The 12866-nt window shown below is 70.6% G+C and carries 11 protein-coding genes; 5 read left to right on the top strand and 6 right to left on the bottom strand.

The window, feature by feature from the left end; translation table 11 throughout:
- Positions 1-1245, top strand: a complete 1245-nt coding sequence (gene mftD, locus P0W64_RS01175; RefSeq protein WP_275478205.1) for a pre-mycofactocin synthase MftD — start codon at positions 1-3, stop codon at positions 1243-1245.
- On the opposite strand, the gene P0W64_RS01170 is transcribed toward mftD, so the two are convergent.
- The 3 genes from P0W64_RS01170 to bioB are packed head-to-tail and all read right to left on the bottom strand — an operon-like array spanning position 1242 to position 3093.
- Positions 1242-1871 (bottom strand): hypothetical protein, encoded by a 630-nt coding sequence (locus tag P0W64_RS01170; RefSeq protein ID WP_275478204.1) that lies wholly within the window; start codon positions 1869-1871, stop codon positions 1242-1244. The two genes, mftD and P0W64_RS01170, sit on opposite strands and share 4 nt — an antisense overlap.
- The gene (locus P0W64_RS01165; RefSeq protein ID WP_275478203.1) at positions 1868-2089 is read right to left on the bottom strand and encodes a hypothetical protein; all 222 of its coding nucleotides are present in this window, start codon (positions 2087-2089) and stop codon (positions 1868-1870) included. Before P0W64_RS01165 ends, P0W64_RS01170 begins: the two co-directional genes overlap by 4 nt.
- A complete protein-coding gene (gene bioB, locus P0W64_RS01160; protein WP_275478202.1) occupies positions 2086-3093 on the bottom strand; it encodes a biotin synthase BioB in 1008 nt (335 codons plus the stop codon). The genes P0W64_RS01165 and bioB overlap by 4 nt, the downstream gene beginning before the upstream one ends.
- A 206-nt stretch (positions 3094-3299) precedes the next feature.
- Between bioB and P0W64_RS01155 the strand changes: the two genes are divergently transcribed.
- Positions 3300-4421 carry a phosphatase PAP2 family protein gene (locus tag P0W64_RS01155; RefSeq protein ID WP_275478201.1) on the top strand — a complete coding sequence of 374 codons (1122 nt, stop codon included), beginning with the start codon at positions 3300-3302 and terminating at the stop codon, positions 4419-4421.
- Here P0W64_RS01155 and bioD read toward each other — a convergent pair.
- The 3 genes from bioD to P0W64_RS01140 are packed head-to-tail and all read right to left on the bottom strand — an operon-like array spanning position 4418 to position 7612.
- A complete protein-coding gene (gene bioD / locus P0W64_RS01150; RefSeq protein WP_275478200.1) occupies positions 4418-5146 on the bottom strand; it encodes a dethiobiotin synthase in 729 nt (242 codons plus the stop codon). The genes P0W64_RS01155 and bioD overlap by 4 nt on opposite strands.
- Positions 5143-6312 (bottom strand): 8-amino-7-oxononanoate synthase, encoded by a 1170-nt coding sequence (locus P0W64_RS01145; protein WP_275478199.1) that lies wholly within the window; start codon positions 6310-6312, stop codon positions 5143-5145. Before P0W64_RS01145 ends, bioD begins: the two co-directional genes overlap by 4 nt.
- A gap of 4 nt (positions 6313-6316) precedes the next feature.
- Positions 6317-7612 (bottom strand): adenosylmethionine--8-amino-7-oxononanoate transaminase, encoded by a 1296-nt coding sequence (locus tag P0W64_RS01140; RefSeq protein WP_275478276.1) that lies wholly within the window; start codon positions 7610-7612, stop codon positions 6317-6319.
- Positions 7613-7703: 91 nt separating this feature from the next.
- On the opposite strand from P0W64_RS01140, the gene glgX reads away from it, so the two are divergent.
- From glgX to P0W64_RS01125, 3 genes are read left to right on the top strand one after another with little or no spacing between them, the layout of a single operon-like run.
- A complete protein-coding gene (glgX, locus tag P0W64_RS01135) occupies positions 7704-9800 on the top strand; it encodes a glycogen debranching protein GlgX (RefSeq protein ID WP_275478275.1) in 2097 nt (698 codons plus the stop codon).
- Positions 9797-12100 carry a malto-oligosyltrehalose synthase gene (treY, locus tag P0W64_RS01130; protein WP_275478198.1) on the top strand — a complete coding sequence of 768 codons (2304 nt, stop codon included), beginning with the start codon at positions 9797-9799 and terminating at the stop codon, positions 12098-12100. Before glgX ends, treY begins: the two co-directional genes overlap by 4 nt.
- Before the next feature lie 39 nt (positions 12101-12139).
- A complete protein-coding gene (locus P0W64_RS01125) occupies positions 12140-12832 on the top strand; it encodes a hypothetical protein (protein ID WP_275478197.1) in 693 nt (230 codons plus the stop codon).
- Positions 12833-12866: the final 34 nt, after the last annotated feature.

The following is a 12866-nucleotide window of genomic DNA, read 5'->3' as shown; positions in this document are numbered from 1 at the left end:
ATGAAGATCGAGAACCCCTGGAAGCAGAACCCCTGGTTCGAGTCCGTCGCCGTCGCTCAGCGCCGCGCGAAGAAGCGATTGCCCGCATCGGTCTATGGGGCGCTGGTCGCGGGATCCGAACGCGGACAGACCATCTCGGAGAACGAGGCCGCATTCGCGGCGCTCGGTCTCGCACCACACGTCGCGGGCCACAAACCCGACCGCACGATGAACACATCGGTGCTCGGTATCGACGTGTCGCTACCTGTGATCATCTCGCCGACGGGGGTACAGGCCGTGCACCCCGAAGGCGAACTCGCCGTGGCTCGGGCGGCCGCCGCACGTGGCACCGTCATGGGCCTGTCCAACTTCGCGTCCCGCTCCATCGAGGAGGTGGCCGAGGCGAATCCGAACACCTTCTTCCAGATGTACTGGACCGGCGATCGCGACGTCATGGTGCAGCGGATGGACCGCGCGCGCCGAGCCGGAGCCAAGGCGCTCATCGCGACCCTCGACTGGTCCTTCTCCATGGGCCGCGACTGGGGAAGCCCCGAGATTCCCGAGAAGGTCGACGTGCACGCCGCTCTGCGCATGGCCCCCGAGGTCGCGCTGCGCCCGGGCTGGTTGTGGCGTTTCGCCCGGTCCGGTGCCATCCCCGACCTCACCGCACCGAACTTGGCCGCGCCGGGAGAGGCCAAGGGGCCCACGTTCTTCGGCGCCTACTACGAGTGGATGAACACCCCGCCTCCGACCTGGGAGGACGTCGAGTGGATGGTGCGGGAGTGGGGCGGGGAATTCATGCTCAAGGGCGTCTGCCGCGTCGACGATGCCAAGCGCGCCGTGGATGCCGGCGTCTCCGCGATCTCCGTCTCCAACCACGGCGGCAACAACCTGGACGGCACGCCCGGCATCGTCCGCTGCCTCAACCCGATCGCGCAGGCGGTCGGCGATGAGATCGAGGTGCTCCTGGACGGCGGGATACGCCGGGGTTCCGACGTCGTGAAGGCCGTCGCACTCGGCGCGCGCGCAGTCATGATCGGCCGCGCCTACCTCTGGGGACTCGCCGCGAACGGCCAGGCCGGAGTCGAGAACGTCCTCGACATACTGCGCGGCGGCATCGATTCCGCGCTCCTCGGTCTGGGCCTCGAGTCCATCCAGGAACTGACGCCCGAGAGCCTGATCGTTCCCGACGACTTCCACCGCGCGCTCGGCGTTCGGACCGCAGCGGCCACGGGCGTCCACGTGGCGGCTCCGGGACCGGCCTAGACCGACGGTGCCGCGCCGGGCTCCGCGCTCACGGCTCCCGCCGGCGCGGCCCCTGCGGCCTCGTCGTCCAGGCTGTCGGGGGCGGAGTCGGGCTCGTCTACCCCGCGCACCAGGGCGACCGCGGTGCACCAGGCCGCCGTCGCCGTCGGCCACGCGAGCAGCACCACCCACGATGCGAGCCAGGCGAGTGTTCCCGAACCCCAGCCTGTCGGGTGGGCCATGACGACTGCCCCGTTCAGGTGGATGGTGGGCGGCGCGGTGAATTCGCCGCCGACGGCCGCGGGGCCGTGGAACCGCGCATCGACGATGGCTTCACCCAGCCAGGCCGCCACCGCCACCGCGAGGCATGCCGAGCCCAGAGCCGACCAGACGCCTCGCACGGTGCGCCGCCCGCCCCGAAACACACCCGCACCGTTGAGGATGCCGCCGACCGCGGACAGGCCCACGAAGCCCGCGACAGCGAGGAAGAAGTTATCCGTCTGCCCGTCGTAGTAACCGACGCCGACGCGTGTCACGAGGCCCCGGACGCCCGGCGCCCACAGGCCCCACGCCATACCGGCGGCGGCACCGAGCGCGAGTGCGAGGGCTATCGACACCGCGGCGGCTCGGGCTCGGGGCTGTCTCACCCGATCCAGGGTAGCGACGCGTCGGACGAGTCTCGTTCACCGTGTCGCGAGCAGCGCGCCGTCCAGCCGTGTGGCGAGACCTGCACTATCATTCGGCGGCCGCAGAACCCGCAGTACCGCGGCGGTTCCAGTCCGAGCCGGACCGATTCCGGGACGGCGACCCCCTCGGCCACCGGGCGACCGGTGTACTCGCAGTACGTCTTGCCGGTGGTGGTCACAACGACTCGTTGAGAGCCTTGATCGGCATCCTCAGTTCATTGAGGAGGTCTAGATCGGTCTCGGCGGGGCGGCCGAGCGTCGTCAGATAGTTGCCCACGATGACGGCGTTGATACCGCCGAGGATCCCCTTCTCCGCGCCGAGGTCGCCGAGCGTGATCTCGCGACCGCCCGCGAACCGCAGGATCGTCTTGGGCAGCGCCAGGCGGAACGCGGCGACGGACCTGAGCGCTTCGGTCGCAGGCATCACATCGAGGTCGCCGAACGGTGTGCCCGGGCGCGGGTTGAGGAAGTTGAGGGGGACCTCGTCGGGCTCGAGGGCCGCCAGATCCGCCGCGAACTCCGCGCGCTGTTCCAGCGTCTCGCCCATGCCGAGGATGCCCCCGCAGCACACCTCCATACCCGCGTCGCGGACCATGCGCAGCGTGCCCCAGCGCTCTTCCCAGCTGTGGGTCGTGACGACGTTCGGAAAGTGCGAACGCGACGTCTCGAGGTTGTGGTTGTAGCGGTGCACGCCCATCGCTGCGAGCTCGTCGACCTGCTCCTGCGTGAGCATCCCGAGGCTGCAGGCGATCTGGATGTCGACCTCGTTGCGGATGGCCTCGATGCCGGCTGCGACCTGGCTCATCAGCCGCTTGTCGGGTCCGCGCACCGCGGCGACGATGCAGAACTCGGTCGCGCCGGTCTTCTGGGTCTGCTTGGCAGCCTCGACCAAGGACGGTATGTCGATCCACGCGGAGCGTACCGGCGACTCGAAAAGACCGGACTGACTGCAGAAGTGGCAGTCCTCGGGACAGCCGCCGGTCTTGAGGCTGATGATGCCCTCGACCTCCACCTCGGGCCCGCACCAGCGCATACGGACGTCGTGTGCCAGCTGCAACAGCTCGTCGAGCCGCTCGTCGGGCAGTTGCAGCACTGCGAGAGTCTGCTCCTGGGTCAGTCCCTCGCCGCGTCCCAGGACCTGGTCGCGCGCGATGTCGAGGATGTCGGTGAGGACGCCGGTCATGGGCAACTCCTTGGGTCGATCGGCCGGGCTGTTATGTGTTCACCCACCGACACGGCGGGCACTAGCGGAGAATTGTACACCGTTCAATGACTCCCTTTTTCGAACGACGTTCGAGAGGCGCGTAGGGACACGAGTGCGCACCGTTCACCGAATCGACGTGCAGAGTTTCCTTGTCGCCTACTGGTTCTCACACAAGACTTCTCGCCATGAATGCCGCAATCCGGAGGATTCTCACAGGCGTCGTCGCAGCCACCGCGCTAGCGACGGCCACCACGACGCACGTCCCGCTGGCCGGCGCCGCCCCGACCGCGGCCTGTAGCTTCAGCCCGACGGCTGCGCCTGAGTCCGCACCGTACGGCTCGGCGGCGACCTCGTCGCCCGCGTCCGGCGACTACGTCGCACAACTCTCGGGCTTCTCCTCGCTGTCGCAGGCGGTCGAAGACCAGAACCTGGCCACCGCGATCCGGGTCAACAACACCGCCACCAAGGCCGACCAGACGGCCGCGGTGAACGACAACTACGACATCGGCACCTCGGTGATCTTCGACGCTATCGGCTCACGCCTCTACCCCGCCTTCCAAGCCGCACAGAAGGCGGGTGAGCTGCCTAAGACCAGTGCCCTGTTGATCGGCGAGGAGTCCCTGCTCGGCGAGCGGGTCAGCACGTCGGCGGCCAAGAAGCACTTCGCCTACAAGCGACCGTTCGAGGTCACGCCGGCGAGGATCAAGCACTACGGGGACGGCCGGCCCGATCTCTACGAGGACGTCCGCGGCTCGGGTTCGTACCCGTCGGGCCACACGGCATGGGGCTATTCGGAGGCGATGGTCATCGCCGCGCTGCTGCCCGAGGTCGGTCCGCAGGTCCTGGGGCGCGCAGCCGACTACGGCCGGCACCGCGTGGTACTCGGCGTCCACTATCCGCTCGACGTGATCGGCGGGCGCATCCTCGCGCAGGCCGCGGTTGCGGACGCGCTCGCAGACCCGGGATTCGCCGCCCTGGTCCGCGGCGCCCGGGAGGAACTGCGCGGTGTCCTTGCGGCACGCGTCGGGGCACCCATCGCGACCGCTGTGCGCTGCCAGCAGAACTACCGCTCCGCCGCGGACTACCGGTCCGACCTGACATGGGGCTTCGCGCGCAGCGGGGCCGACCGTCCCGAGACCGTGCCCAGCCACGCGGTCGAGCTGATCCGGGCTGCGCATCCCGGCGCCACCGATGCGCAGCTGCGGACGATCCTCTCCCGCACGGCGATCCCGGCCGGCTATCCGCTCGATCTGACCGGCACGGCGGGCGGGTGGCAGCGGCTGGACCTGCAGGCTGCGCTCCGCTAGCCGATAGATCCCGCAGCAAGACCCGCGACCCAGCCCCCGGCGAACCAGCCGGGGGCATCGGCGCGGAACCGCTCCGGTGCGAGCGCCGAGGCGCCATCGGGCACGGCGCCCACCAGGGGTACCCCCGTGACCTCTGCCAGCTCCTCCCTGTTGCACCGCTCGGCGAGGCCGGGCTGGTCGGGCCAGCGACCGAGCACGATGCCGGAGCACCTCACATCCGCACCGCGCAGCGCCGCGACCGTGAGCTCGGTGTGATTGAGCGTGCCCAGCGCCGGGTCCGCCACAACAACGACGGGTGCACCCAGATCCCGCGCCAGGTCCACGAGATTGAACACCGTTCCATCGGAATCGGCGCCTAGGCGGACCAGCACACCGCCCGCACCCTCGACCAGCGTGAGCGCCTTCGCATCCCGCCGCACCAGCGCGGCGGCGTCCACACGACTCAGCGGCTCGAGTCCCGCGCGTCGGGCAGCCGTGAGCGGCGCGAGCGGGTCGGGGTACCGCGCACCCTCGACGACACGTACTCCCGAGCTGAGACGGCGGACCTCGTCGGCGTCTGCGCGCGCACCGTCGGCATCGAACCGCGCACCAGGGCCGAAGCCGGTCTGCGCGGGCTTCACGACTGCGACGTCGATCCCCTCGGCCTGCGCCGCGGCCGCGATCGCTGCGCACGCGATCGTCTTGCCGACGCCTGTGGACGTACCGGTGACGCAGACGATGGTCACGCCGACTCGCGGACGACGGCGATGGCGCGCTCCGTGTCGGCGTCCGTCAGGTCGGCGCGGGCGGTGATCCGCAGCCGCGACGTCCCCTCGGGGACCGACGGAGGCCGGAAACACCCGACCCGCACGCCCCGGTCCGCGCACCGCGCGGCCGCCGCGACTGCGAACGCCGGGTCGCCCAACACCAGCGACACGACCGCCGACGACGGTGCCGGGGCGCCGATCCCGTGCGCGATCCGGCCCGCCCGCGCCAGCACGTGTGCAGCCAGCCCCGGCTCCGACTCGAGGACCGTCAGAGCGGCGCCCGCCGCCGCGACCGACGCGGGCGCGAGCCCGGTATCGAAGATGAACGCCCGGGCGGTATCGATCAGGTGGTCCCGCACGCGCTCGGCGCCGAGCACGACGCCGCCCTGCGAGCCGAGCGCCTTCGACATGGTGGCCGTGACCACGAGGTCCTCGGCCGCGGCCAGACCCAGCTCGTGCACGAGCCCGCGCCCGCCCGCGCCACGCACACCCAGGCCGTGCGCCTCGTCGACCAACAGGACCGCGCCGTACATTCGCGCGGTGGCATAGAGCTCGGTGACGGGCGCCAGGGCGCCGTCGGCGCTGTACACCGAGTCGGTGACGACGAGGGCCCGGGTCTCGGTGCGATCCGCGAGCGCGGTCGCCACCGCGGTCGCGTCGCCCCGGGGCGTGACGACGACGCGCGCCCGCGACAGGCGGCAGGCGTCGACGAGCGACGCGTGCGAGCCTCCGTCGGACACGACGAGCGTGCCCCTGCCGGCGAGCGCCGTCACTGCACCGAGGTTGGCGAGGTATCCGGAACTGAAGCACAGCGCGGACTGCTGTCCCATGAACGCCGCCAGCCTGGCCTCGAACTCCTCGTGGAGTTCGGTGGTTCCAGTGACCAGACGGGATCCGGTGGATCCGGCGCCCCACAGCTGCAGCGCCTCGACCGCGGCCGCGGTCACGCGCGCGTCCCGGCTCAGGCCGAGGTAGTCGTTGGATGCGAGATCGATCCCGGCGACGGCCGCGGGCCGGACACGCAGCCCGCGGCGCAGGCCGGCCGCGCGGCGGTCCTCGGCGTGGCCGTCGAGCCAGTCGAGGGCCGCCCCGGTTCGCGCGACGGGCTCCGCGAATGTCGCACCATCGAGTTGAACACCGTTCATGGGCTCACTGTAGAGCGGCGCGCACGGCCGCACCAACCCCGGCGCCGACCGCGGCCACGTCGTCGGCCGTGCAGAGATACGGCGGCATGGTGTACACGAGGTCGCGGAACGGCCGCAGCCAGACGCCCGCGTCGACCGCGGCATCGGTGGCCGACCGCATGTCGACCGGCCGCTCCAACTGCACCACGCCGATCGCCCCCCGCACACGGACATCGGAGACGCCGTCGAGGGCGGACAGCGGACGCAGGGCCGACTCCAGCCCGGCCTCGACCGCGGCCACCTCACCCGCCCAGTCGCGGCGCAGCAGTTCCTCGATCGAGGCTACGGCGATCGCGCACGCGAGCGGGTTGCCCATGAACGTCGGACCGTGCATGAGCGCGCCCTGCGGCGAGCGCGAGATGGTGGCCGCGACCTCGTCGGTGCACAGGACCGCGGCGAGCGTGACGTACCCGCCGGTCAACGCCTTGCCGACGCACATGATGTCGGGGGTGACGCCGGCGGCGTCGCAGGCGAACAGGGTTCCGGTACGCCCGAACCCGGTGGCGATCTCGTCGCAGATCAGCAGGACCCCGTGGGCGGCGCAGATACGCCGCAGATCGGCCACGAGCGCGGGCGGGTGGAATCGCATACCGCCGGCGCCCTGGACGATCGGCTCCACGATGACGGCCGCGAGTTCGTCACTGTGCTCGGCGACCAGCCGCTCCAGCCCCGCGACGTACTCCGCGTCGTACTCGGCCGGCGGCGGCGGCGCGAACACCTGCTCCGACAGGACGTCGGTCCAGAGCGCGTGCATCCCTCCCTCGGGGTCGCAGACGCTCATCGGCGTGAACGTATCGCCGTGGTATCCGCCGCGCCACGTGAGCAGCCGGTGACGACCCGCCACGCCGCGTGCCCGCCAGTACTGCAGCGCGGTCTTCACGGCGATCTCGACCGATACGGAGCCCGAGTCGCACAGGAACACGCGGTCCAGCCCGCCGGGCGTGACGTCGACGAGCAACTGCCCCAGCCGCGCCGCGGGCTCGTGCGTGAGCCCACCGAACATCACGTGTGCCATCCGCCCCAGCTGGTCACGCGCGGCACGATCGAGCGCGGGGTGCCGGTAGCCGTGGATCGCGGCCCACCACGAGCTCATGCCGTCCACCAGCTCACGGCCGTCCCCGAGCCGCAGGCGCACCCCCTCGGCGGACTCCACCACGAGCGGCGGGACCGCGCCCGGCGCGTCCGCGAGCGCGGGTGCGTAGGGATGCCAGAGCGTGGCGGCGTCCAGCGCGGACACCGTCTCGGAGGTCATACGGCTCATCACGACGGGTCAGGGTAATCGCCACTAGGGTGACGAGGTGACCTCCCCGACCGCCGATCAGGCGCCCAGCCCCGCTCCGGTCCCGCCACCTCTGGAGGTCTGGCCCGGAGCCCACTATCCGCTCGGCGCCGCGTACGACGGCGGCGGCACCAATTTCGCTCTGTTCTCCGAGGTGGCAGAGCGAGTCGAGTTGTGTCTGTTGGACGACGACGATCGCGAGACGCGTGTCGAGCTCACCGAGGTCGACGGCCACGTCTGGCACGCGTACCTTCCCGCGGTCGCTCCCGGACAGCGTTACGGGTTCCGCGTGCACGGGCCGTACGATCCGGGGTCCGGGCTGCGCTGCGACCCGACGAAGCTGCTGTTCGACCCGTACGCCAAGGCGTTCACCGGAGAGTTCGACGGGAACCCGTCGCTGTTCAGCTACTCCGAGGAGCCCGAGCGCGACTCGTTCGGGCACACGATGACGTCCGTCGTCATAAACCCCTACTTCGACTGGCGGCACGATCGCGCACCGCGCCGGCCGTACCACGAGACCGTCATCTACGAGGCGCACGTCAAGGGCATGACGATGCGGCACCCGGGGATTCCGGAGTCGCTGCGCGGGACGTACGCGGGCCTCGCGCACCCCGAGATAATCACGCACCTCAAGGATCTGGGGGTGACCGCGATCGAGCTGATGCCGGTGCACCAGTTCATGCAGGACCAGACGCTGCTGGACAAGGGATTGCGAAACTACTGGGGCTACAACAGCTTCGGATTCCTGGCACCGCACCACGAGTACGCGTCGACCCCGGACGCGGTCACCGAGTTCAAGGCGATGGTGCGCGACTACCACGAGGCCGGCCTCGAGGTGATCCTCGACGTCGTCTACAACCACACCGCCGAGGGCAACCACCACGGGCCGACCATCGGCTTCCGCGGAATCGACAACGCGGCGTACTACCGCCTGGTGGACGGCGACGCCGAGCACTACATGGACTACACCGGCACGGGCAACAGCCTCAACGTCCGCAATCCGCACACGCTGCAGCTGATCATGGACTCGCTGCGCTACTGGGTGACCGAGATGCACGTGGACGGGTTCCGCTTCGACCTCGCGTCCACGCTGGCCCGCGAACTGCACGACGTGGACCGCCTGTCCGCATTCTTCGACCTGGTCCAACAGGACCCTGTGGTATCGCAGGTGAAACTCATCGCGGAACCCTGGGACGTGGGTGAGGGCGGCTACCAGGTGGGCAACTTCCCGCCGCTGTGGACCGAGTGGAACGGGAAGTTCCGCGATACCGTCCGCGACTACTGGCGCGGAGAACCGGCGACGCTGGGCGAGTTCGCATCGCGCCTCACCGGGAGTTCGGACCTGTACGAGAACACGGGCCGCCGCCCGGGCGCGTCTATCAACTTCGTCACGGCCCACGACGGCTTCACCCTCGGCGACCTGGTCTCGTACAACGACAAGCACAACGAGGCCAACGGCGAGGAGAATCGCGACGGCGAATCGCACAACCGGTCGTGGAACTGCGGTGTCGAGGGTGAGACCGACGATCCCGAGATCCTCGCGCTGCGGGCGCGCCAGCGGCGCAACATCATGGCGACCCTGCTGCTGTCGCAGGGCACGCCCATGATCGCGCACGGCGACGAGCTCGGACGCACCCAGCGCGGTAACAACAACGCGTACTGCCAGGACAACGAGCTGACCTGGATCGACTGGTCACTCGCCGAGTCGAATGCCGAGTTGGTCGACTTCACCCGCAGGGCGGTGCGACTGCGGGCCCTGCACCCCGTGTTCCGGCGCCGCCGCTTCTTCCGCGGGCTGCCGATCCGCAGCGGCGAGCAACTGCGCGACATCGCGTGGCTCACCCCGGGCGGCGACGAGATGACCGAGGCCGACTGGGGCTCGGGGTTCGGCAGATCCCTCGCGGTGTTCCTGAACGGCAACGGCATCGAGGAGCCCGATGCCCGCGGTGAGCGGGTCGTGGACGACTCGTTCCTGCTGTGCTTCAACGCCCACTACGAGGACATCGAGTTCACCCTGCCCACCCGCTTCGACTCCCAGCGCTGGCGCGGCGTGCTCGACACGACGCACCCCGCGGGCGAATCGGAGACCGATGTGGTCGCCGGGGAGCGTGTCACGGTGGGGGCGCGGTCACTACTCGTACTCGTGCACGTCGCCGCGGAGGACGCGTGACGACGCGGCCCGTCGGGGCGACCTACCGCCTACAGCTCACGCCCGACTTCGGGTTCGCCGCCGCCGAGGCACTGGTTCCGTACCTCGCCGACCTCGGCGTGACGCATCTGTACCTCTCGCCGATCCTGACGCCCGTGCTCGGGTCGACGCACGGCTATGACGTCACCGATCCCACGACTGTGTCCGCCGAACTCGGCGGACGCGCGGGGCTCGAGTCACTCGCCGGGGCCGCGCACACAGCGGGGCTCGGCCTCGTCGTCGATATCGTGCCGAACCATATGGGCGTGGGCGCGCCGCGCGAGAACGCGTGGTGGTGGGATGTACTGCGCTACGGCCCCTCGTCGGCCTGGGCCTCGTTCTTCGATATCGACTGGTCCCCCGACAACGGGTGCGGCGGCCTCCTCGCGGTGCCCGTGCTGGGCTCCGACGGAGCCGTCACGGTGGATCGGAGCGGCCCCGAACCCGAGCTGGCGTATTACGAACACCGCTTCCCACTGGCCCCCACCACGTGGTCGCTTCCAGACGCGGAAATAGCTGCCGCACAGCAGTATCGGCTCGTTCGCTGGGACTCGCCGGTGCGCACCTACCGCCGATTCTTCGCCGTCGACTCGCTCGCCGCGCTGCGGCAGGAGGACCCGGCGGTGTTCGCTGCGACGCACGCCGAGATCGGCTCGTGGTTCTCGGACGGGCTCGTCGACGGCCTACGGGTGGACCACCCCGATGGGCTGACGGATCCCGGAGGTTACCTGCGCCGGCTCCGCGAACTCTGCGGCGGCGACGCCTGGATCGTCGTCGAGAAGATACTGGAGCCGGGTGAACACCTCGACCCGACGCTGCCCGTCGCGGGTACCACGGGCTACGACGCGCTACGCGAGCTCGGGCACGCCTTCGTCGACCCCGCAGGCGAGGAACCGCTCACGCGTCTGCACCTGCGGACGACCGGATCCACGGGCGACGCCGCGTGGCTCGGGGAGCAGGTGCAGGAGGTCAAGTGCAGCGTGGCCCGCGATCTCTTCCCCGCTGAACTCGGGCGGTTGTCGCGGGCGGCGCTCGCCGAGGCGGCGGCGACGGGTGTGTCGGCGGACGGCGTCGCCGACGCTGCGACGCAGTGGGTCTCGCGCGTGCCCTACTACCGGGACGATTACCCGGTGCTGCGCGAGCAGGCCTCCGCGATCGAGTACCTCGCCGGCCGCGCCGTGCCCGGCCCGGCGTTCACGACGCTGGCCGCCGCGCGTCGGCGAGCGGGCGAGGCGAACGCCCGCTTCGCGCAGCTGTGCGGCGCCGTGACGGCGAAGTCGGTCGAGGACACCGTGTTCTACCGCACGGCACGCCTGACCTCGCTGCAGGAGGTGGGCGGCGAACCCGGCACGTTCGGCCCGTCCGATCCCCATGAGGCGTTCGTGGCGCGGGCGCGCGACCTGCCCGCCGCGATGACGACCCTCTCGACCCACGACACCAAACGCGGCGAGGACGTGCGGGCGCGGATATCGGTGCTGTCGCAATGCCCGGGCGAGTGGGCCGCGGCGCTGGACTCGTGGCACGAGGCGCTCTCCGACACACCGCCGCCCGAGCCCGTGACCGGCCTGCTGTTGTGGCAGGCCGTGATCGGCGTGTGGCCGGTGGACGGCGTGGTGACAGACGAGCTGCGCGGGCGGGTGCACGCGTATGCCGAGAAGGCGATGCGCGAGGGTTCGCTGGGCACGTCGTGGAACGCCCCCGACGAGGCCTTCGAGGCGGCCGCGCACGACTTCCTGGACGGCGTGTTCGATCGGCTCACCCCATCGGTGACCGCGTTCGTGGCCGCGCTCGACCCACATGCGCGATCCGACTCACTGGGCCAGAAGCTGATGCAACTGGCCGGTCCCGGTGTTCCGGACGTCTACCAGGGCACCGAGCTCTGGGAGGACTCCCTGGTAGACCCCGACAACCGGAGGCCGGTGGACTTCCGGTCGCCGCGCGAGGGACATCCGAAGTTCGAGCTCGTGCGCAGCGCGCTTCGGCTGCGGCGTGAGCGGCCCGCGTCGTTCGTCGGTGGGGACTACGTCCCAGTGCGCGCTCACGGCGCAGGGTCCGGACACGTGCTGGGATTCGGCCGCGCGCCCGCGGGGTCGGCGCCGGACGTGGTCGCGCTGGCCACCCGCTGGTCGCTACATCTGGCGGTGGACGGCGGCTGGCGCGACACGATCGTCGAGCTACCGGACGGGACGTGGACCGACACGTTGTCGGGGCGCACGTACACGGGTGCGGCTGCGGCCTCGGAGATCTTCTTCGAACGTCCGATCGCACTCCTGACCTGCTGATACGGAAACTTGTCAGGGGTAGGTCGCACACTTGACCTCATGAATACGAAAGCGACCTCGGCCACCACCGGGGGCGACCGCGCCGGCCGCCCCGTGCTCGACCCGGCATCCCGCGCGTGCGCAGGGCTCCACCGCACCCCGCTACACACCGTCGCCGATGTGCTGCGCGATCACGCGCTCGATCCCGTCGTCGTGCCGGGCGGCACCCTGCAGATGCGGGTCGGCTCCGCCACGTTCACCGCGCACGCGGTCCGGGCAGGCGGCCACACAGCGATAGAGCTGCGCGGGCAACGCGACGGTCGGCGGTCCTTGTTGGGCTGCGTCACCGATCCGCATGAGGCGGCGCATCTGCTGCTGGAGTTCGCGTCCCTCGCTGATGCGTGGGCGCTGGCCGGCGAGGTCTTCGATCGGCTCGTGCTCCAGGGTGACGTTGCGGTGCTCGCGTCTGTGCCCGTCACCGAAACGGTGTACGCGCGGCTCGGCCCGCGCATCTTCGCGGAGATCGAGTGCGACCGCGGGGACCTATGCGCCGGGATCCCCGCGACGGCGCATCTGACCACCGTCATCGCGCGAGAGCCGCTGGACGACGAGTGGCGCTTCGAGCGCCTGGCAGACCGCCGGTTCGCGCTGGCCGGTCGGGTCGACGGCGGTACTCACACCGGGGTCGAGGACGTGCTCGCGGCGCTGGACCTGCATCGTGCGCGTGTGGCGGCGTGGGAGGAGTTGCACTAGCGCCGCGAACGGCACCGAGCACCGTTGCCGATAG

The sequence above is a fragment of the Tsukamurella sp. 8F genome, from assembly GCF_029167375.1.
In the GTDB taxonomy this organism is placed as follows: domain Bacteria; phylum Actinomycetota; class Actinomycetes; order Mycobacteriales; family Mycobacteriaceae; genus Tsukamurella.
The sequence above is the reverse complement of the archived record's forward strand: the minus strand, read 5'-3'. Positions and strand labels throughout refer to the sequence as shown.

Excerpts from the sequence above, each read along its gene's own strand:
- mftD (WP_275478205.1), top strand. The coding sequence starts at position 1 with ATGAAGATCGAGAACCCCTGGAAGCAGAACCCCTGGTTCGAGTCCGTC.
- bioB (WP_275478202.1), bottom strand. The coding sequence starts at position 3,093 with ATGACCGGCGTCCTCACCGACATCCTCGACATCGCGCGCGACCAGGTC.
- P0W64_RS01155 (WP_275478201.1), top strand. The coding sequence starts at position 3,300 with ATGAATGCCGCAATCCGGAGGATTCTCACAGGCGTCGTCGCAGCCACC.
- P0W64_RS01145 (WP_275478199.1), bottom strand. The coding sequence starts at position 6,312 with ATGAACGGTGTTCAACTCGATGGTGCGACATTCGCGGAGCCCGTCGCG.
- P0W64_RS01140 (WP_275478276.1), bottom strand. The coding sequence starts at position 7,612 with ATGAGCCGTATGACCTCCGAGACGGTGTCCGCGCTGGACGCCGCCACG.
- P0W64_RS01125 (WP_275478197.1), top strand. The coding sequence starts at position 12,140 with ATGAATACGAAAGCGACCTCGGCCACCACCGGGGGCGACCGCGCCGGC.